Annotated in this window: 18 protein-coding genes; 14 read left to right on the top strand and 4 right to left on the bottom strand. The window is 71.8% G+C overall.

Annotated features, from left to right (window positions below; genetic code table 11):
- Positions 1-505: 505 nt before the first annotated feature.
- A complete protein-coding gene (locus ABD808_RS22610) occupies positions 506-1,117 on the top strand; it encodes a hypothetical protein (protein ID WP_344899861.1) in 612 nt (203 codons plus the stop codon).
- A 227-nt stretch (positions 1,118-1,344) separates the two neighbouring features.
- On the opposite strand, the gene galE is transcribed toward ABD808_RS22610, so the two are convergent.
- On the bottom strand, positions 1,345-2,340 hold the full coding sequence (galE, locus tag ABD808_RS22605; RefSeq protein WP_344899859.1) for a UDP-glucose 4-epimerase GalE: 996 nt from the start codon (positions 2,338-2,340) through the stop codon (positions 1,345-1,347).
- Positions 2,341-2,602: 262 nt separating this feature from the next.
- On the opposite strand from galE, the gene ABD808_RS22600 reads away from it, so the two are divergent.
- From ABD808_RS22600 to ABD808_RS22565, 8 genes are all read left to right on the top strand, one after another.
- Positions 2,603-3,268: a response regulator transcription factor gene (locus tag ABD808_RS22600; protein WP_344899857.1), complete on the top strand. Its 666-nt coding sequence runs from the start codon at positions 2,603-2,605 to the stop codon at positions 3,266-3,268.
- A gap of 108 nt (positions 3,269-3,376) precedes the next feature.
- Positions 3,377-4,699 carry a GumC domain-containing protein gene (locus ABD808_RS22595; protein ID WP_344899855.1) on the top strand — a complete coding sequence of 441 codons (1,323 nt, stop codon included), beginning with the start codon at positions 3,377-3,379 and terminating at the stop codon, positions 4,697-4,699.
- A complete protein-coding gene (locus ABD808_RS22590) occupies positions 4,696-5,841 on the top strand; it encodes a DegT/DnrJ/EryC1/StrS family aminotransferase (protein WP_344899853.1) in 1,146 nt (381 codons plus the stop codon). The genes ABD808_RS22595 and ABD808_RS22590 overlap by 4 nt, the downstream gene beginning before the upstream one ends.
- Before the next feature lie 2 nt (positions 5,842-5,843).
- Positions 5,844-6,929, top strand: coding sequence for a polysaccharide biosynthesis protein (locus tag ABD808_RS22585; protein WP_344899851.1), 1,086 nt, complete (start codon positions 5,844-5,846; stop codon positions 6,927-6,929).
- Complete coding sequence (locus ABD808_RS22580; RefSeq protein WP_344899849.1) at positions 6,926-8,161, top strand: glycosyltransferase; 1,236 nt, start codon at positions 6,926-6,928, stop codon at positions 8,159-8,161. The genes ABD808_RS22585 and ABD808_RS22580 overlap by 4 nt, the downstream gene beginning before the upstream one ends.
- Complete coding sequence (locus ABD808_RS22575; RefSeq protein ID WP_344899847.1) at positions 8,158-10,941, top strand: O-antigen ligase family protein; 2,784 nt, start codon at positions 8,158-8,160, stop codon at positions 10,939-10,941. Before ABD808_RS22580 ends, ABD808_RS22575 begins: the two co-directional genes overlap by 4 nt.
- A gap of 2 nt (positions 10,942-10,943) precedes the next feature.
- Entirely contained in the window at positions 10,944-11,666 is a 723-nt protein-coding gene (locus tag ABD808_RS22570) for a sugar transferase (RefSeq protein WP_344899845.1), read from the top strand.
- 24 nt (positions 11,667-11,690) lie between these two features.
- The gene (locus tag ABD808_RS22565) at positions 11,691-12,671 is read left to right on the top strand and encodes a hypothetical protein (RefSeq protein WP_344899843.1); all 981 of its coding nucleotides are present in this window, start codon (positions 11,691-11,693) and stop codon (positions 12,669-12,671) included.
- Positions 12,672-12,677: 6 nt separating this feature from the next.
- On the opposite strand, the gene ABD808_RS22560 is transcribed toward ABD808_RS22565, so the two are convergent.
- Both ABD808_RS22560 and ABD808_RS22555 read right to left on the bottom strand, forming a co-directional pair.
- Positions 12,678-12,851, bottom strand: coding sequence for a hypothetical protein (locus ABD808_RS22560; protein ID WP_344899841.1), 174 nt, complete (start codon positions 12,849-12,851; stop codon positions 12,678-12,680).
- A 68-nt stretch (positions 12,852-12,919) separates the two neighbouring features.
- Positions 12,920-14,476 carry a Rieske 2Fe-2S domain-containing protein gene (locus ABD808_RS22555; RefSeq protein ID WP_344899839.1) on the bottom strand — a complete coding sequence of 519 codons (1,557 nt, stop codon included), beginning with the start codon at positions 14,474-14,476 and terminating at the stop codon, positions 12,920-12,922.
- Between the two features lie 291 nt (positions 14,477-14,767).
- Between ABD808_RS22555 and ABD808_RS22550 the strand changes: the two genes are divergently transcribed.
- The 5 genes from ABD808_RS22550 to ABD808_RS22530 all read left to right on the top strand — a co-directional run bounded on the left by ABD808_RS22550 (position 14,768) and on the right by ABD808_RS22530 (position 18,978).
- Positions 14,768-15,532, top strand: coding sequence for a sensor histidine kinase (locus ABD808_RS22550; RefSeq protein ID WP_344899837.1), 765 nt, complete (start codon positions 14,768-14,770; stop codon positions 15,530-15,532).
- A 2-nt stretch (positions 15,533-15,534) separates the two neighbouring features.
- On the top strand, positions 15,535-16,176 hold the full coding sequence (locus ABD808_RS22545) for a response regulator (protein ID WP_344899835.1): 642 nt from the start codon (positions 15,535-15,537) through the stop codon (positions 16,174-16,176).
- A 103-nt stretch (positions 16,177-16,279) separates the two neighbouring features.
- A complete protein-coding gene (locus tag ABD808_RS22540) occupies positions 16,280-17,548 on the top strand; it encodes a sensor histidine kinase (protein WP_344899833.1) in 1,269 nt (422 codons plus the stop codon).
- 1 nt (position 17,549) lies between these two features.
- Complete coding sequence (locus ABD808_RS22535) at positions 17,550-18,257, top strand: response regulator (RefSeq protein WP_344899831.1); 708 nt, start codon at positions 17,550-17,552, stop codon at positions 18,255-18,257.
- A 91-nt stretch (positions 18,258-18,348) separates the two neighbouring features.
- Complete coding sequence (locus tag ABD808_RS22530; RefSeq protein ID WP_344899829.1) at positions 18,349-18,978, top strand: response regulator; 630 nt, start codon at positions 18,349-18,351, stop codon at positions 18,976-18,978.
- Here ABD808_RS22530 and ABD808_RS22525 read toward each other — a convergent pair.
- Complete coding sequence (locus ABD808_RS22525; RefSeq protein WP_344899827.1) at positions 18,868-20,352, bottom strand: serine/threonine-protein kinase; 1,485 nt, start codon at positions 20,350-20,352, stop codon at positions 18,868-18,870. The genes ABD808_RS22530 and ABD808_RS22525 overlap by 111 nt on opposite strands.
- Positions 20,353-20,357: the final 5 nt, after the last annotated feature.

Below are 20,357 nucleotides of genomic sequence, written 5' to 3'. Positions count from 1 at the left end.
CGGTCTTGGACGCCTTCCAAAAGACCGCACCTGAGATTGTGATCCGACTCGTCAAGCGGCGCTGGGCGACGGACGCGGGCGGTGTCACGCCGACGGCCGGGAACACATTGGGTCCCCGGCTGAACTCAATCCGCCAACCTGCCCATTACCGCCACCGATCTCGTCTACGTGAGCCATCGACCTGTTCGTAACAGAGCAAGAGCCACTGTGGTTGGTTTGTACGGAATGGGGCGTTAGTCTAGCCCTACATGGGTAGTACAGTGACTACCTGCCAGGGAAGCACACACGGGCTGCGATCAAAGAGTTAGAGGACGCCGGGTGGCAGGTCACCTACACCAACGGTCGAACTCACGGCTATGCGCGGGCCTCGTGCCCTGGTGGGCCCGACTGTTGCTCCCCTCCGTTCTCGATCAACGGGACACCTGATGTCGACGAGCATGAGGCGCGGAAGATCCTGAGGCAGACGCGACGCCACGGTGACCGCGCGCCAGGAAGAGGAAGACTGATGGGCACCTACTGGTTCGAACTCGCGATCGGTCCGATCAGCGACCTTGAAGAGGCGGCTGAGCGGCTGTACTCGCGTTGCGGTGATGGGCAGCTCTCTGGAGACGAGCAGGGTGGCACCGTCATGTTCTCGCGCGAGGCCCGCAACGCGACCGAGGCGATCCTGTCTGCCATCGACGACTGCGAACGCGGTGGGCTGTCGGTGACCGGCGCCATGGAGGACCTGGTCACCATTGACGACATCGCCGAGAAGACCGGCAGGTCCGCCCCGGCGGTCGGACATTGGACGACCGGCGAACGCGGGCCTGGAGGTTTCCCCGCTCCGGCCATCCAGCACGGCATTCGCGTCAAGCTGTACTCCTGGGCTGAGGTGTCCCGCTGGCTGGCTGACGCCGGGCTCGGGAGAATCGACTCGGTCGCCGCGGAGGTCGCCGCCGCCGCTGCCGATGTGGACGCCCTCCTGCGCGCACGACAGGTGCTACGTGACGCCCCCTCAGGCAAGCGCGAAGTCCTCGCGAAGTTGGTCGAGGCTCAACCCCGGCCTACGCGTGACGGCGGTCTGGGCGGAGGTGTTGGTGAATGTGGATGTGCGGGTGGTTGGGGCGGTGGGTGAGGTCGGGGGCGATTGTTGGCAGTGGGAGTGTTCGGTGGTCGATCTCGCTTACGGGAGATGTTGGGGTATAGGTGGCGCCACTACGGGGTGATTTTGTGGTTTTTGGATCGTTTCTTTTTTGGGTGCTTTGGTGTTTCGCAACTCGTCGGGTTGACTCTTTGAAAGTGCTTCTGGCAGGGGTGCGGGGTCCTGCTGGTGGATGAGCAGGACCCCGCGGTTCGTGGTTGTCAGGCGATGTCTCGGCGTTCGGCCCACTGGAGGGAGTGGCGGATCGCGTCCTCGATGGTGTAGTCGGGCTTCCAGCCGAGGAGGTCCCAGGCCTTGGCCGGGTCGACGTAGGCGCCGACCACGTCGCCGGGGCGGGCGGGGGCGTCCTCGGCGCGGAAGCCGTCGCCGACGACGTCGCGGAAGGCCTCGACGAGTTCGCGGACGGTGGTGCCGTCGCCGGTGCCGAGGTTGATGACCTCGTAGCCGGAGCCGCCGCCGCGCGGTGGGACGATCGAGTCGAACCGGACGGTGGCCTCGTAGAAGGCGCGGGCGATGTCCCAGACGTGGATGTAGTCGCGGATGGCGGTGCCGTCGCGGGTCTCCCAGTTCACGCCGGTGATCGTGAACGGGACGCCGAGGGTGTGGCACTCGATCATCTTGCCGAGGGCGTGGGTGGGCTTGCTGTTCTGGAGACCCGTGCGGAGCTGGGGGTCCGCGCCGATCGGGTTGAGGTAGCGCAGGGAGATGACACGCAGGCCGTAGGCCTTGCAGAAGTCCTGGAGGAGGAGTTCGGCCATCATCTTCGACCGGGTGTACGGGTTCTGCGGTTCGAGGACCGATGACTCGGTCACCGACAGGTCCGGTTCGGGACGGTACAGCCCTGCGGTGGACGCGAAGATCATCCGGTCGCAGCCGTTGCGGACGAGGTGTCCGGCCAGGTCGAGCGTCTTGGTGAGGTTGACGCGGTAGTAGCGCAGGGGGTCGGTCATCGAGTCGGGGACGACGATCAGCGCGGCGCAGTGGACGGTCGCGACGATGTCGGGATGGCTCTGGAAGATCTCGTCGAGCAGGTCGCCGTCGCCGATGTCGCCCCGGTAGAAGATCTTTCCGTCGGTGAAGTCCTGGCGGCCCGTGACGAGGCTGTCGAGCACCACGGGTGTGATCCCGCGTTCGACGAAGGCCGACGCGATCGTGCTTCCGATGAAACCGGCTCCCCCGGTGATCAGGACCTTCATGGCGCGTCTCCTGACAGCCAGCATTTACCCACAAATGACAAAGCCAGGATCGGCACGGAGCCGTGCCGGGTCAACGGTCCGCGGGCGAGGTGACCGGGTTCGGACGGAGGTGAACCTTCCGCCGCGACACCACGTCCGCACGCGCTGTGATTCGGTGACGTCCAAGAATGCGAGGGTGAAATTCGGCGTCCTAAACGGGCGGCCGAAATCAATACTGCGTTTGCGGGATCCGTCCGGCGGCGGGGACCGTCATCGTCGGTGAATGGAACCGATCCGCGTCCTCATCGTTGACGATCACGCGGTTTTCGCCGAGGCCCTGGCGGCGCGGCTGGGACGCGAACCCGACCTGGTGGTGCTGCCGATCGCGGCGGACGTGCGGCGGGCACTCGCGCTGGCCGCCACCGAACGGCCCCGGGTGCTCGTCCTCGACATGACGCTCGGGGCGGAGAGCGGGCTGGACGTCCTGGACGGCGTCCGCGAGACGCACCCCGACATCCGGGTCGTCGTCCTCACCGCGATGAGCGACCTGGACGCGATGGTCCGGGCCATCCGGCAAGGCGCGGTGGGCTGGTTGGAGAAGACCGAGAGCGCCGACCGGGTGGCGCAGGTGATCCGGTCGGCCGCGGCGAGGGGCGGATGGATCCCGCCGGAGGTGTTAGGCGAGGTGCTGCGGCGGCTCGCGGCGAGTGATGGTGCGGGGCCGGGTGGCGAGGCCCAACTGCTGGGGGTGCTGACGCCCCGGGAGCGCGAGGTTCTTCAGTGCATGGTCGACGGGCTCGGGCGCGCCGAGATCGCCGCACGGCTCGGGCTGTCGGCGAACACCGTCCGCACGCATACACAGAACCTGCTGGCGAAGCTCGACACGCACTCCGCGCTTGAGGCGATCACGCTCGCGATGCGCTGCGGGATGCGCCCGTCCGACGGCTGAACGCCCCGGGCGCCTGATGCAAACGGCGTAGCGGAAGGTCGTCTTTTGCGCGATTGCTCCGGAGATCGGCGTTCCTACGCTCGGCGACAACGACGCCGGAGGATGCACGTGGAGATCGACGAAGTCGCCGCGCGGGTGGCCCGCACCTACTGGGCCCTGCTGCTGGTCATGACGGTTCTCCCGGTGGCGCTGGTCGCGGTGCTGATGAGCGGGCAGCAGGCGGAGTCGGTCGCGACGGGACGGCTGGAGGCGGGCGGCCCGGCGTCCGACGCGGCGACCCCCGAGGGCGGCGCAAGCGTCGTGGTCAGCCAGGTCAAGGCGTTCGCCACGGGCGACCTGCTGCTGCGCGGGGTGCTGCGGCGGCAGGGCATCGACCGGCGGACGCAGGACGTCGCGAAGGCCATCGAGGTGACGGGGCTCGGGACGTCCACGATCGTGGAGCTGTCGGTGAAGGACGTCGATCCGGTCGCGGCGCGCAAGCTGTCGGACGCGATCGGCGCCCAGGTCGTCGTGGAGATCAACGACTCGAACCAGCGGTCGATCAAGCGGCAGATGACCGCGCTCGACAAGCGCGTCCGGGAGCTGGAGAAGGAACTCGCCCCGCTGTCGCGCCGCGTGACCTCACAGGGCGAGCTGGACACCGACGACGCCAACGAGCGCGACCGCGTCCAGGGGGAGCTGAGCGAGCTGCGGTCGAACCGCTCGGACCTGCGGACGCAGCTCGCCACGGCGGGCACGGCGTCCATGATCCAGCCCGCGGTGCTCGGCCCGAAGTCGAACCCGGTCGTGATGACGTCGGCGGTCGCGGGGCTGGTCGGGCTGATCGGCGGCATTCTCGTCGCGGTCGTCGCGGAGCTGGTCCGGCCGACGATCCCGGGGCAGCGGCGGGTCGCGCGGCGGCTCGACACGCCCGTGCTCGGCTGGGCGGACGGGAGGCCCGAGGGTCTCGACGACCTCGGGCGGCGCGTCCGGCTCGCCGCCGCCAGGGAGGGCGTCGCGCAGGTCGCGCTGGTCGGTGCGCCCGGGCCGCTCCCGGCGGAGTTCGTGTCGTCGGTCGCCTCCGCGGCCAACGGCGCGGCCGAGGCGCCCGCCGGGCGTGACAAGGCTGCGCTCAACGGCGGCGAGGAGAGCGGGTCCGGGGGCCGCGCCGCCGTCCTGACCGAGCAGTCCACCGAAACGGTTCCGGCCCGGCCGGCCTGCCGCGTGCGGCCGTTCACGGAGATCGACCCGGGCACCGGCGAACGGGCTGGTGTCGTCGTGGCGGTCGGGCCGGTCACGACCGTGTCGGGGCTGGAGTCGGTTCTCGATCTGGTCGCCGCGTCCGGCTGGCCGGTGCTCGGCGTCATCGCCACCACCCGCAAGAACGCGACCAACCGCAAGAACGCAACTACCCGCAAGAACTCGTTCAGGAAGAGCAGGGGAAGCCGATGAGTTCGTCCGTTCCGTTCACGATCCCGTCGATCTCCGACGAGGTGACCGACGCCGTCGTCAAGGTGCTCGGCTCAGGCTGGATCACGACGGGCCCGCAGACCGCCGCGTTCGAGCAGGAGTTCGCGGACTACCTCGGCGCCCAGCACGTCGTGGCGGTCGCGTCGTGCACGGCGGCGCTGGAGTTGTGCCTGCGCGCGCTCGGGTTGCCACCGGGGTCGGACGTGTTGACGCCCAGCCTGACATTCTGCGGGGCGATCAACGCGATTCTGCACGCGGGGCATCGGCCGGTGCTGGTCGACATCGACGAGGACACGCTCGTCCCCAGCCCGGAGACGGTCGCGGCCGCGACGGCACGCAGCAAACCGGCGGCGATGATCGTCCAGAACCAGGGCGGTTACCCGGTGGACGTGGCGGCGCTCACGGAGGCGGCGGGCCTCGACCCGTCGCGGGTCGTGGAGGACGCGGCGCACGGCCCCGGCGCGGCGCGCGACGGGCATCCGGTCGGGTCGCGGTCGCGGGCGGCGTGCTTCTCCTTCTACGCCACCAAGAACATGCCGATCGGCGAGGGCGGCGCGGTCGCGTCCAGCGACCAGGAGTTCGCCGACCGGGTCCGCGCGATGCGGCTGCACGGGATGAGCAAGGACTCCTGGAAGCGGTACCTGCCGGGCGGGAGCTGGCGGTACGACGTGAAGTCGGTCGGGCTGAAGGCCAACATGACCGACGTGCAGGCCGCGATCGGACGGGCCCAGCTCGCGGCGCTGCCCGGCTGGCAGGAGCGGCGCGCGGAGATCGTCGCCGCGTACGACGAGGCGCTCGCGGGGCTGCCGGGGCTCGTCCTGCCGCAGCGGAACCTGGACGGCGTCCAGCACGCCTGGCACCTCTACCAGATCCGGGTCCAGGACCGGGACGGGATCTACGCCGACCTGGAGGCGGCGGGCGTCGCGACGTCCGTGCACTTCATCCCGGCGAACCAGATGACCGCCTACCAGGAGATCCTCGGCGCGGACGAGTGCGCGCGGGTGCCGGTGACCGACCGGGTCGGCGAGAAACTGCTGTCGTTGCCGCTGTATCCGGGGCTGACGGCCGACGGGCAGGACCGCGTCGTCTCCGCACTCACCGAGGCGCTACGGACGCGGACCTGACCGTGCGTAGGTTAGTGCCGCTCCGCCGCGCGGGACACGAGGGGAACAACGCCGCCCCCGTCCCGGCGAGCCCGCTCGCCCTTCTGATGGGACGGGACGAGGTGGAACTCGCGGGCCAGCGCGCCCGGCGGCTCGTGCGGGGCCGCCGGGTGCTGGTCACCGGCGCGTGCGGGCCGGTCGGGCGGGCGCTGTGCCATCGGGTGCGGCGGCTCGAACCGGCCGCGCTGTGCGCCGTGACGGTCGCGGAGCTGGACGTCCGGGACGCGGAACGGGTGGACGAGGTCATCCGCGACGCCCGCCCCGACCTGCTGTTCCACACCGCCCGCCGGGGCGAGCTGGCCGACGTCGAACGCGACCCGTGCGGTGGCGTCGCCGACACCGTGCTGGCCGCCCGGCGGGTGATCGACGGCGCGGTGCGGCACGGGGTGGGGCGGCTCGTGTTCGTGTCGTCGGACAAGGCCGCCGACCCGACCTCCGTCCTCGGCGCGACGTTGCGGCTCTGCGAGCTGCTGCTGCGCACCGCGACGGGCGGGCCGACCTGTTTCGCGGCCGTCCGGGTCGGCACCGTCATCGGCGAGGCGGGGCCGCTGCTCGGCGTGCTCGCCGACCGGATCGCGTCCCGCGAGGTCGTCACGATCGCGCACCCGGAGGCGGCGGGCCACTTCATGACGGTCGCGGAGGCCGCCGGGCTGCTGATCGAGGCGGCCGCGATGGCGGAGGAGGCGGAGACGTTCGTGCTGGACATGGGGCGGCCCGTCCCGGTCGTCGACCTCGTCCACCGGTACGCCGAGCAGCTCAGGCCGCCCGAGGTGACGATCAGGTTCAGCGGTCTCGGGCCCGGCGAGAAGCTCGCGGAGAAGGCGTTCGCCGACTCCGAGCGGCGGATCAGGACCGCGCACCCGAAGATCTGGGCGACCCGTCCCGCCGCGCCGCCCGCCGGGCTGCCGCGCCTGCTGGACGAGTTGGAGGCCGCCGCCGAGGCGGGCGACGGCGACGAGGTGCGGCGGCTGCTGCGCCGGTTGCTCCCCGAGTACCACCCGGTCCGGCGTCCCGAACCGACCCTCCCAGCGTGCGAGGTGTGCCCGTGAGTACTCCCAGGAAGCTGCGCGTCGCGACTGTGATCACCCGGTTCAACGGCGGCGCGGGACAGGTCGCGCTGAACGGGCTGCTGGCCCTGCCCGACGACGGGTACGAGTGCGCGCTCGTCACCGGCGGCGTCGGCATCGACAACACCGCCGCGACGTCCGACGACGTCGTCCTGTACGGGGACGACGCGGTCGCCAACGCCGCCCCGGGCGACCTCACCGGCCGCGCGCACGCGGCGGGAATGGAGATCGTGCAGGTCGGGCCGCTGGTCCCGCAGATCTCGCCGCGCGACGACCTGACGGCGCTGCGCACGCTGACCCGGGTGCTCGCGGAGGGACGGTACGACGTCGTCCACACCCACAGCTCGAAGGGCGGGTTCATCGGACGGCTCGCCGCCGCCCGCGCGGGCGTCCCCCGCATCGTGCACTCCTGGCACGGGTTCCCGTTCAACGAGTTCCAGTCGTGGGCCCGCCGCCGCGTCTACATCGGCCTCGAACGGATCGCCGCGAAACACACCGACGCGTTCCTGGCGGTCGGGACGGCGACGGCGACGTCCGCGCTGCGGCTCGGCTTCGCGACGCCGGAGCGGGTGCGACTGTCGTGGCCCGCCGTGGACGTGGACGCCTACGCGGCCGCGCCCGGATCACGGGCACGGGCCCGCCGGGGTCTCGACCTGCCGCTCGGAGTGAAGGTCGTCGGGTCGATCGGGCGGCTCACCTATATGAAGGGCCCGGAGATCTTCGCCAAGGCCATCGCCCGGCTGCCCGACGACGTGTTCGGGCTGTGGGTCGGCGGCGGGCCGATGACCGACGACATGCGGAAGCTGACCGCCAAGCTCGGCATCGGCGAACGGATGCGCTGGCTCGGGCACCGCGACGACGTCGGCGACCTGCTCCCCGCGTTCGACCTGTTCGCGATGCCGACCAGGACGGAGGGGCTGCCGTGCGTGCTGGTCGAGGCGATCGGCGCGGGCGTCCCGCTGATCGCGACGGCCGTGTCGTCCAACGCCGACCTCGTGCTGGCCGGTGAGACGGGGCTGCTCGTCAGGCCCGAGGACCCGGACGGGCTCGCCACCGCGATCTCGGCGCTGCTGGACGACCCGGCCGCCGCCGCCCGGATGGCGGCCCGCGCCCGCGAGCACATCGGCGACTGGTTCACCCCCGAGCATCTCGGCGCCGTCCTGGACGAGACCTACCGCGGGACCTCCCGGCGCCCAGGACCGCGACGCCCGTGATCGCTACGACCGAGGCCCGCGCCCCAGGTGCCCCTGCCAGGGCGCCCGCCGGGGGCGCGCCGCCGTCGGTGCGCCGGGTCCGGCTGACCTCGATCGCGCTGGTCCTCGGGATCGCCGCGCTGCCGATGCTGATGCCCGCCGGGCTGCCGCCGGGACCGGGCAACACCGGGCTGCCCGACCTCGCCCTCATCGGCGTCACCGGCGCGACGGTGCTGTGGGCGACGGCGCGGCGGCTGCCGATCCGGTGGCCGTTCCTCATCCCCACGCTCATGACGATCACCGCGGGCGGGATCGCCGCCATCGTCAACGACGCGGGCGCGCTCACCCTCGTCAAGGACCTGTTCGTCCTGCTGTGGGCGGTGTGCATCGCCAACCTGAGCCGTGACCCGGGACATCTGCGCGTCGCGCTGCGGGCGTTCGTCGCGATCGGCACCCTCTACGCCGCCGTGATGATCATCGGTTTCGTGCTCGGCGTGGAGGCCCTGTCCGGCAAGCAGGTCGACGGCGAACGCGCCATGTTCACGTTCGGCGACGCCAACTACGCGTCCAACTGGTTCATCTGCGTCTTCTTCATCGCCCGCGCGGCCGGCTACCCCGCCACGCCGTGGCGCCGGTGGACGGCCTGCGGCGTGCTGCTGGCCGCCGAACTGCTCACCGGCTCGAACGGCGGGCTGCTCGCGCTGCTCGTCGCGGTGCTGCTCGGCGGCCTGTTCCGGCTGTGCCGGGAGGGCAGGGCGCACCACGCGGTCGCCCTCGGCGCGCTCGTCGCGCTCCTCGCGAGCGGCACCGCGGCCGCGCTGACCCAGATCGACGTGCAGCCGTTGTTGAACCGCGCCGCCGAGTCGTCGCCCCTGCTGCGCGACTCGGTCGGCCGTTCGACCGGGGAGAGCGCCAGTTCGCGGAGCACCGTCCTGTCCAGCACGGTCGAGATGACCAAGGAGCAGACGCATCCGTGGGGCATCGGCCCCGGGCAGACCGAGGCGCAGATGCTGGAACGGCAGGACGCCTTCCCGCACGAGGCCCACAACGACTACGTCGCCGCCGTCCTGGAACGCGGCTTCCTCGGCGGCATCGCGCTGATCATGCTCCTGTCGGTGCTGCTGCTGATGTGCGTGCGAATCGCCCGGCGCGGCGCCCTGACCGAGGAGTACGCGCGTCTCGTCCCCCGCCCGGAACTGTTCGGCGCACTGGTCATCGTCTTCCTGATCTCGGGCCTGTTCTACGAGACGCTGCACTACAGACACGCCTGGGCCTTCTTCGGCCTCATCGCTGCCCTGCACCTGTTCGGCAGGGGGGGCGACCCCCCTGGCCCCCCACGCGACGCGGGCTGTGTCTTCCCAGGGGGGCGACCCCCTGGAACCCCCGTCAGCGACGCAGGCGATCCTCACGACGCCGTTGCGGCTTCTTCGCCTGTTGCGGTTTCTGCGGCGTCGCTGCGGTCGCCTGCGTCGTCGGGTCGTGCGACCTCCGGCGCTGGAGCGCCTCCGGCCGCACGACCCGTGCCCCCGGTCAAGGTTCGAACCGCCGCGGGCGGCGGCGCGGACGGGTTGCGGCGGCGGCTGGTCGGGCTGGTGGCGGGGAACATGGTGGGGCGGATCGGGGCGCTCGGGTCGCTCGGGGTCGCGACGATCATCGTGGCGCGGATCGGCGGGCCGCAGCTCGTCGGGGCGTTCACGCTCGCGCGGATCCTGCCGGGGCTGCTGTCGCAGTTGTCCAACGCCGGGCTGTCGGCGGCGGCGCCGTACTTCCTCGCCCGCGACGACCACGACCAGCGCACGGTGCGGCCCACGCTCGCCTGGCTCACGGTGATCGGCGCCGTTGTCTCCGGGCTCGCCTGGCTGGCCCTCAGCCCGGTCATCTACCTGGTGTTCTTCTCCTCGTTCGGGGTGTGGGTCGCGGTCGCGGCAGCCGTCCCGGCGGTCACGCAGGGGTTCGTGTCGGTCGGCAAGGGCCTCCTCCAGGGGACCGACGACCAGCACGGCGCCAGCCTCGCCATCGCGGTGGAGGAGTTCGTGTTCCTGCCGCTGTACCTGGCGCTTCTGGTCGCCTGGCACGGTCCGGGAGCGCTGATCGCGGGGCTGGTGCTCGCCGACGTCGCCGCCGCCGCGTGGATCGCACGGCGACTCGCGCGGCGAGGGTTCTTCACCGGGTGGGGACGGGCCGACCGCCGTCTCGGCCGCACCATCGCCGGGTACGGGCTGCGCGGCTACCTCGGCCAGCTCATCGACCTGCTCCAGCTCCGCTTCGACATGGCACTGCTCGGCGCGCTCGCCGGGCCGAAGGTGCTCGGCGTCTACACGGTCGCCAGCAAGTTCGCCGAACTGGTGCAGCTTCCGGGACTCGCCGTCAACTACGTCCTGTATCCCGACTTCGCCAAGAACGACCGCGCGACCGCGACGCGGCGGACGTCCCGCCTGATCCTGCCCGCGCTCGGCGTGTCGGTGCTCACCGCGCTGCCGCTCGCGCTCATCGCCGGGACCGCGCTGCCGTGGGTGTTCGGGGACGTGTTCGACGACGCGGTCGTGCCCACCTACATCCGGCTCGCGGGCGTCGTCACGTTCGGCGTCACGGGGCTGATCATGGCCTACCTGTACGGGGTCGGACGGCCCGGCGCGGCGTCCACCGGGCAGGGCATCGGCCTGCTGGTCGTCATCGCGCTCGGCGCCGTGCTGATCCCGGCGCACGGCGCGACCGGCGCCGCCATCGCGACCTCGGTCTCGTTCGTCGCCACCACAGCCGCGCTCCTGGTCTGGTTTCAGCACGTCAAGAGAAGGAGGTAACCATGCGCGAACTCGCGCACCATCCCGTCGACACCTCGAAGGGGATCTCCCCGTCCAAGGCGCGCCGCGTCCTGGACGTCACCGCCGCCGCCACCGGGCTGCTGCTCCTCAGCGTCCCGCTGCTGATCATCTACACGCTGGTGCGGGTGTCGAGCCGGGGGCCCGGCGTGTTCCGGCAGAAGAGGGTCGGGCAGGGCGGGCGGCCGTTCGTCATGTACAAGTTCCGGACGATGCGGGAGGGCGTCGGCGGGCTCACCCTCACCGCCAACCGCGACCCGCGCCTCACCGGGATCGGCAGGCTGCTGCGCCGGTACTCGCTGGACGAGCTGCCGCAGCTGGTGAACGTCCTGCGCGGGCACATGACGTTGGTCGGCCCGCGTCCCCAGACCTACGACCTCGCCGTCCACTACGCCGCGGACTGCCGTTGGGTGTTCGACTATCGGCCGGGTCTGACCGGTCTGTCGGAGGTGCGGTTCCGCGACTTCGACGTCCTCGGCCCCGGCGAGAAGGTCGACCTGGTCAACTACATCGAGCGGGTGGTCCCCGCGCGGGTGTCGGTGGACGCCGTGTACCTGCGCGACCCGTCGATGCGCGCCACGTTCGGCGCGCTGTGGGACACCGTCAAGCACATTCTGGGCTTCACGGTCCCACCGCTCCGTACAGACCGGACGGAGCTGGAAAGGGAAGACTCCGCCAGGGCCGAGGAGCCCGGCTCCGCGGCCTGACCGCCCCATCGGGGGGAGTGCGCCATGAACGTCCGGGGTGTCCCGGTCAGGGCGGCGGCCGCCGTGGTCTCGGTGATCCTCGCGGCCGGTCTGCTCTTCTATCTGCGTGACGAGTTCTCAGGCGGTGAGCCGGTCGCCGAGTCAGAGACGGCCGCGCCGGGGAGTCCCGCGCCCACGACGCGACCGCCGGGGACGCTCGCCCCCGACACGCCCCAACCCGGGACGCATCCCCCGGGGCACGGCGCCACCCGGCGGGTCGCGTTGAACGCCAAGTCGTCCGACTTTCCCCGGCTCAAGGCCCTCGGCTACGACCTGGTGGACGTCACGGCCGACGAGTCGCTCCTCGCCACCGTCCCGGCGGGGATGCGGGCGCTGTTGTGGGTCGGCAACGTCCAGTGCGGCGACTTCGAGCTCGACCTCAGGGACTTCAAGGAGGCCGTCCTACGTTTCGGGCACGACCCGAGGGTGTACGGGTGGTACCTGTCGGACGAGCCCGACCCGGGCAGCTGCCCCGAGGTCGCCGGGGAACTCCGGCTCCGCGCCGACTACATCAGGCGGCGGGCGCCCGGCCAGGTCTCGTTCGTCTCGCTGACCGACTTCCCCATGAAGCCCGTCGCCCCGGACCGGATCCACGCCGACCTGTACGGCGTGAACCCCTACCCGTGCCGGGGCTCCGCCTTGACCCGGGCGCGCTGCGACTTCCCGGCGATGGACCAGATGGTCAAGATGGCGGACGTCGCCGGGATCCCGCGCTCGAAGATGGCGCCGGTGCTCCAGACGTTCGGGCAGAGCTGCTCCGACGGCGAACGGGAGTACTGGCTGCCGACCCGCGAGCAGTTCCGCGAGATCCTCGACAACTGGGACCGGCTCGTCCCGCGTCCCCGGCTGGAGATCTCCTACTCCTGGGGACGGCAGGACGGCTGGGTCTGCCCCGGGCTGGCGGACGCCACCGGCGGCGGGCACCCGGACCTCCAGAGCCTCATCAAGGCCCGGTACGCGCGCTGACCGGGGTCAGCCGCCCGGCACGGCCCGGTCGGCGACCGCCGGTTTGGTGTCCGACCCGGACTGGGTCGCCAAGTCCATGGAGCCGAGCTTGAGCGCCAGGACCTCCATCACTCCGATGACGAGAACGAACGCGACGGCCAGCAGGCCGAGCCTTTTGCGGTCCAACTTCTTGCGGTCCAAACCGCGCACCTTCAACCCCCCACACAAACAGGGAAAAAATCTAACACGGTAGGACTTGAAACCCCACGTCAGACACGCCGCGCGTCAAGGTTGGCGGCCCTGGCGTTGACGCATTCTCCGGTGGCCAGGTCGAAGGCGAAGTTGTGGGCGAGGCACTGGATCCGGCCGTCGCGGACGATGGCGCCCACGGACAGGTCCTCACCGGCGTGCGGGCAGTAGCGCTGGATGTCGTAGCTGACGCCGTCGCAGGCGACCGTGATGCGTTCGCTCTCGTCGCGCTCGTTCTCGTAGACCTCGACGGCCTGGAGCGCGGGCGCGTTGGCGTGCTTGAGAAGGCCGACGAGGTAGTCGTTGTACACGTCGGGGTCGCGGGACAGGCTGACACGGAACGACAGGAGCAGGTCCTCCCAGGCGATCCGCCCGGCGATGACGCCGTCGACCCAGCGGCCCGCGGTGGTGATCCTGTAGTGCGGGCGGACGTCCGGGGACGCCTCGGACACGGCGAGCCCGTCCGGTGAGAAGTCGACGTCCCAGACGCCGCCGTTCGGTCCGGTGACGTCGAACCGGACGACCATCGCGATCTGGCGGAGGAAGTAGTCACTGAGCCCGCCCAGGTACGCGAAGTGGGCGGCGAACCTGTCGAACAGGCCGGAGTCGGGTTCGGGGTAGGGGGTCAGCGCCTCGGCGATGGCGGCGGCGCGGTCGGCGGCGTAGCGCTTGAGGTACTCGTCCCGGTCGGTGAAGGAGAACTCCGCCGAGACGGGGTCGCGGTCGACGGCGCCAGTGTCGAGGTCGATCGAGTCGCCTGGCTTGAAGGACTGCCAACTCTGTTTCGGCAGGTGCTCCCGCAGCCACGCGGTGGCGGCCTCGGGGTCGCAGAAGGCGCCGTCCTCCTGGGCGAGCGTCCGGTTGTGGTGGTCGACCTCCGCGTCCAGGAAGCAGGGCGGGCCCGCGTACGGGGCGGCGAGTTCGGGCGCCGTCTGCCGGACGAGGCGCTGCACGGCGCGCAGCTTCGACACCCGCTTGTCCATGGAGATCTTCGTCATCTCGTCGGGCCCGTAGTGGTAGCAGATCGGGTGCCAGGACGCCTGGGACGTCTGCACCGCCATCAGGTCCAACCGCCCGCCCACCAGGTGCTTGGCGCGGCGGGCCTGCGCGGCGGTGAGCCGGGCGTCGTTTGCGTGCAGGAACCCGCGGCCGTCGGCGAAGACGAGAAAGGCGGCGTCATGGCACATCGGTGACAGTTCCGGAATCGCGGTGATCCACGAGCCCCGATTGTCGAGCGGAAATTTCTCCCAGGGCGTCAACTCGATGACGTTGCGACCACCCGCGGCGGCCATCATTCGTTCACGGAAAGCCGGACCCGGATAGTGCGGAATCAGGATTCGGGTCCGGGCCGAAAGCTGGTTTAGGACCCATGGGTCGAAATGATCGAGGTGTTCGTGCGAGACCGCCACCCAGTCCGCGTCGAGCAGCCCGGCGAGGTCCAGGTGGTCGTTCCTCGGGTACTGGTGCCAGGCCCCGAGAAAGGCGCCCGCAGGTGCGAACCAGGGATCGACGAGCAGCTGGAACGCGCCAGCGTCCACCGCGGCCCCCGCATGTCCAAGAAATGTGACCTTCGCCATGCGCCCGACTGTCTCTCGCGACGCCCCCGCGGCGCACCCGCCGGAATGCGCAATGCGGCTACGTCGTAGGCATGAAAGAAAGGACGTCGGAAAAAGCTGACAATCTTGACCAGGATGCACCGTCAATCAATATGGTCGGACCGATGATGTTCATGTCCACTTCTGGTCATTCGACGGACGGTTGTGGTCATTGGCTGGACACGTACGTACACCCACGCGACCGTCTAGACGGTGCTGGAATAAAAGGGACGGGGAATTCTCATGGACAATGGGCGGTCTCGGTCGTCCCCGATGGACGCCCTCCCGGCGCCCGACGGGGCGCCCGGCGGGGCGGGCGGCGGCACGGGCGGCGGGGCGGGCGGTCTGTGGCGGCGGCGGCTCAGGCACGACATCCGCCACGAGCTGGGCACGATCATCATGCTGGCCTCGGCCGTCGCCGTGGCCGAGGACGTCGGCGACGCAAGCAGGGCCCGCATCGAACAGCTGCTCGGCGAGACCCGGTGGCTGGACCATCTCCTGCGCCGCCTCGACGAGGGCGACGCCGCCGACGAGACCGGGACCGAGGCCGACCGGCGGCCGCCCTGCCCCGAGCGGATCCGCGTCGACGAGCTCACCGCCGAGGTCGTGACCGGCATGCGGCTCGCCACCCGGCACGAGGTCTGCTTCACCGGCGGCGAGGCGTGGGCGCACATGGACCCGGTCGCGCTGTGGCGCGCGGTCCGCAACGTGCTGGACAACGCCTGCCGCGTCGCGGCCGGGCGCGTCGACGTCCGGGTCGAGGCCGACCAGGGCTGGATCGCCGTCCAGGTCGACGACGACGGGCCCGGCTTCGGCGCCGACCCGGCGGGCTCCGACGGGTTCGGGGCCGACCAGGGCGCCCGTCCCGGCCGGTCCGCCCCGCGCGGGCTCGCGTCGCTGGGGCTCGGCATCGTCCACGACCTGGTCTCCGGGCACGGCGGCAGCCTGGAGATCCGCACCTGCGAGATGGGCGGGGCCCGCGTCCGGATCCTGCTTCCGGCGGCGCCTCCCCCGCACGAGCCGGACCACCGTCCATGAGAATGATCGTTTGCGATGACCACACGGTCTTCGCCGAGTCACTGTCGCTGGTCCTCGCGGACGCCGGGCACACCGTCGTCGGGCTGGCGTCCTCCCCGGCGGCCGCGATGCCCCTGCTGCGCGACGGCCAGCCGGACGTGTGCCTCATCGACCTCCAGTTCCCCGGCTGCACGGCGCTCGACTGGATGACGCGGCTGCGGGCCGCGTCCCCCGGCACGAGGTTCGTCATCCTCACCGGCTTCCTCGAACCGGGCGTCCAGGAGACCGGGCTCGCGGCGGGCGTGCGGGGGTTCGCCGAGAAGGGACAGCAGACCCGCGACATCCTCGCCGTGCTGCGCCGCGTCGCGGACGGCGAGATCGTCGTCGACCAGACGGCCCGGCGCGGCAGGCCGCGGCCCAGCAGCGAGGCGCAGCGCGCCGCGCGGTTCCTCACCCCGAGGGAACGCGAGGTGCTGACCCGGCTCGCGCGGGGAGAGTCGACGCAGGCGCTGGCCAAGGCGATGGGCGTGACCCGCAGCACGGCCCGCAGCCACGTGCAGAGCGTGCTGAGCAAACTCAATGTGCACTCCCAGCGCGAGGCGGTGATCGAGGCGGCACGGCACGGCCTCGTCAGCGTGGAGACCGGGGAGTGGCTCGCCGGTTAGCCCTCGCCAGGTGGGCGGCCTGGACGGATACATCCCGGGGAGTACGGACGCGGCCTCCCCACGGCCGACGTGCGGCCGCGTCCCCATGACTTAACGTGCCCCTATGAGCACTTCAGCGCCGCGGCTGCCGCGCCCCTCCGGGTGGCCGGTGTGGGTCGTCCCGGCGTTCCTGGCGTTCTTCCAGTTCGCCGGGTCGCTGGGCGCGCAGCACGGCGGCGGGCCCAACGGGTCGGGACCGCCGTGGGCGGACGGCCGCGCGGGCGGCCCCGACACCCCCCACCGCGACCTGGACGCGCTCGGCTTCGCACTGGTGTTCGCCGGGCCCGCGCTGCTCCTGCTGCGCCGCCGCAACCCGCTGGTCACGTTCGCGGCGACCGGAGCGGTGACGGCCCTGTACATGCTGCGCGGCTACACCTACGGGCCCGTCCCGCTCTCGCTGGTCGTCGCGATGATGGCGGCGGTCGTCACCGGGCACCGCCTCGCCGCGTGGGCGGGAACCGGCGTCGGGCTCGCCGCCTACTTCGGGCTGACCGCGCTGATCGGCGTCCCGGAGCAGCAGCGCGGCAGCGGGAAGACGTTCCCCGTTGAGGAGCCGACGCTCTCCGGCGTGACGTTCGTGACCGCCTGGGCGCTCGTCGTGCTCATCACGTCCGAGCTGATCCGGATGCGCGCGCAGCGGACCGCCGAGACGGCCCGCGTCCGCGCCGAGGAGGAGCGCCGCCAGGCCAGCGAGGAACGGCTGCGGATGGCCCGCGAGCTGCACGACGTCCTCGCCCACAACATCTCGATGATCAACGTGCAGGCGGGCGTGGCGCTGCATCTGCTGGACGATAACCCCGAGCAGGCCAGGACGGCGCTCGCCGCCATCAAGGACGCCAGCAAGGACGCCCTCACCGAGATGCGCGGGGTGATCGGCGCGCTGCGGGCGCAGGGCGAGTCCGCGCCGCGCGCCCCCACCGCCGGGCTCGACCGGCTGGACGACCTGCTCGCCCGCGCCCGCTCCGCCGGGCTGCGCGTCGAGTGCGAGATCGCCGGGGAGCGCCGTCCGCTGCACGCGGGCACCGACCTCGCCGCGTTCCGGATCGTCCAGGAGTCGCTGACGAACGTGACCCGCCATGCCGGTCCCGGCCCGGTGACGGCGCGGGTCCGGATCGCCTACGGTGAAGACGACATCGCGGTGCGGGTCGACGACGACGGCCGGGGCGTGTCGCTGCTGGACGACCATCCGGGCGGCAGCGGGATCCGCGGCATGCGGGAGCGGGCCACGGCGCTCGGCGGCTCGTTCGACGCCGGGCCCCGTCCGGGCGGCGGGTTCCGGGTGAGCGCCCGGCTCCCCCTGTCGGACGACGGCGCCGCCGCGAGGGAGGACTGACATGCGGGTCTCTGGTGGGCCGCCGGGCGGTGCCGCGCAGGCACCGGTGAAGGTCCTGCTGGCCGACGACCAGGTGCTGGTCAGGGCCGGTTTCCGGGCGCTGCTCGACGCGCAGCCCGACATCGAGGTCGTCGGGGAGGCGAGCGACGGCGAGCAGGCCGTGGAGCAGGCGCGGCTGCTGCGCCCCGACATCATCCTGATGGACATCAGGATGCCCGGCCTCGACGGCCTTGAGGCCACCCGGCGGATCGCGTCCGACGCGCGGCTCGACGGCGTCCGGATCGTGATCCTCACCACGTTCGAGCTGGACGAGTACGTGTTCGAGGCGCTGCGCGGCGGCGCCGCCGGGTTCCTCGTCAAGGACACCGAGCCGGTCGAGCTGATCCACGCCGTCCGGGCCGTCGCGGGGGGCGACGCGCTGCTGTCGCCGTCGGTGACCCGCCGGTTGATCGCCGAGTTCGCCGCGCGGGCCAAGGAGCCCGCGCCCTCGCCCCGGCTCAACGCCCTCACCGAACGGGAACGGGAGGTCATGGCGCTCGTCGGCGAGGGACTGTCCAACGAGGAGATCGCCGCCCGGCTCGTGGTCAGCCCGGCGACCGCGAAGACGCACGTCAGCCGGACCATGGTGAAGCTGAACGCCCGCGACCGCGCGCAGCTGGTGGTGCTGGCCTACGAGTCCGGGCTGGTCAAACCGGGCTGGCTGCCCTAGAAATACATGCTCTGGGGCGTTTCACTGTTGTCGTCCCATGGGGCATGACAGGCTGGACAGGACAGGCCGTTGGTCGACGTGAGGGAGTCCGGTGGGGAGCGACACGAGGATCCTGGCCGTCGACGACCGTGCCGAGAACCTGACGGCACTCGCCGCCGTCCTGGACGCGCTGCCGGTCGAGCTCGTGCCCGTCACGTCCGGGCAGGCCGCCCTGAAGGAACTGCTGAACGACGAGTTCGCGCTGATCCTGCTCGACGTCGTGATGCCTGAGATGGACGGGTTCGAGACCGCGGGCCACATCAAGTCCCGGCCGCGCACCCGTGACATCCCGATCATCTTCCTGACCGCGGGCGGCGAGGCGGGCGAGCAGGCGTTCCGCGGCTACGCCGCCGGTGCCGTCGACTACCTGACCAAGCCGTTCGACCCGTGGCTGCTCCGGGCGAAGGTGTCGGTGTTCGTGGAGCTGCACCGCCGCACCCTCCAGCTCAGGCGGCAGGCGCGGCTGCTGCGCGAGAGCCTCACCGAGGGCGGTTCGGACAACGGCGAGAGCTTCGAGCGGGTGCTGGCGGGCGGCGCCCGGCTGCTGGCCGCGCTCGACGAGCGGCTCCGGCTAGTGGAGGACGACGTGAAGCGGCTGCGCGGCGGTGAGCCCGCCGGGGAGCTCGACGAGCACGTCGCCGACCTGCGCCTCGCGCTGGACGCCCTGTCCGCGGGCGGCTGAGTCCGTCCGCAGCTTCCCGCGCAGGACGAACGCCCCGACCAGCACGGCCGCGACGACCAGGACCACGGCGATCGTGATGATCACCACCGTCCTGCGCCGTTCCGCTCCCCCATGGGGACGGCCCGGCTGGCCCAGGTGGGGCTGCGGCGGGGGCGGCTGCTGCCAGTTCGTGTGCTGCTCCGGCAACTCCCATGGCGGGGGCGTCTGCGGAGGCAGATCCGGCCGCATTCCCTGGGACGGAGGCTGTGGCTGGGAGGGCGCCTGCGGCTGGGACGGCGAAGGCGGTCTGGTCGGCGGGGGCGGCGCCCATTCGGTCTCCACGAACGTCCGGGCCTCGGCGTTGTTCCCTGAGTCCTTCGGAGGGGCAGGGTCCTTCGGAGGGCCCGGGTCCTGCGCGGGGCCCGGGTCCTGCGCGGGGCCGGGATCGCGGCGCGTGACCGGGTTGAGGTCGTCCGGGTCGAGGACGGTCTCCGACGGCTCGTCCGTCCGGGTGGGCAGGAGGCGGCCGGACGGCTCGTCCGCCACCGTCTCCCCCACCCGCGTCGGCGCGGGCGGCGGGGGCAGGGCCGCGACCCGCGTGAGCAGCGGCTGCGCCTGGGCCGCGGTCATCCGGTGCACCGGCTCGCGGGCCAGCAGCCCGTCCAGCACCCGGGCGAGCGGCCCCGCGTTGCGCGCGGGCGGGACCGGCTCGGTCAGCGCGGCCTGGAGCGACGACATCGCGTCCGACCGCTCGTAGGGGGAGCGTCCCTCCACGGCCGCGTAGAGGGTCGCGCCGAGCGCCCACAGGTCGGACGCGGGCACCGCGCGCTCGCCCTGCGCCCGCTCCGGCGGGATGTAGGCGGGCGACCCCATGACGAGACCCGTCTGCGTGAGGGTCGAGTCGCCCTCCACCTGCGCGATGCCGAAGTCGGTGAGCACGACCCGTCCGGTGCGGGTGATCAGCACGTTGCTGGGCTTGACGTCGCGGTGCAGGATGCCCTTCTCGTGGGCGTGGCGGAGCGCGCCGAGCATCTGGAGCCCGATGTCGGCGACCCGGCGGTGGTCGATCGGGCCGCGTTCGAGGATGTCCTGGAGGGACGGGGCGAGGACCAGCTCCATCACGATCCAGGGCCGCTCCGACTCCTCGACCACGTCGTGGACGGTCACGACCCCGGAGTGGTTCAGCCGCGCCGACGCCCGCGCCTCACGGAACGTCCGCTCGTACAGGACGTCGCGCTCCTCGTCGTCGAGGCCCGGCGGGAGCACGACCTCCTTCACGGCGACCTCGCGGTCGAGCATGACGTCGAAGGCGCGCCACACGGTGCCCATGCCGCCCCGGCCGACGACGGAGTCGAGCCGGTAGCGGTTACCGAGCAGACGTGCCTGCTGTGCCATGGTTA

The sequence above is a fragment of the Actinomadura meridiana genome, from assembly GCF_039537545.1.
GTDB lineage: Bacteria > Actinomycetota > Actinomycetes > Streptosporangiales > Streptosporangiaceae > Spirillospora > Spirillospora meridiana.
The sequence above is the reverse complement of the archived record's forward strand: the minus strand, read 5'-3'. Positions and strand labels throughout refer to the sequence as shown.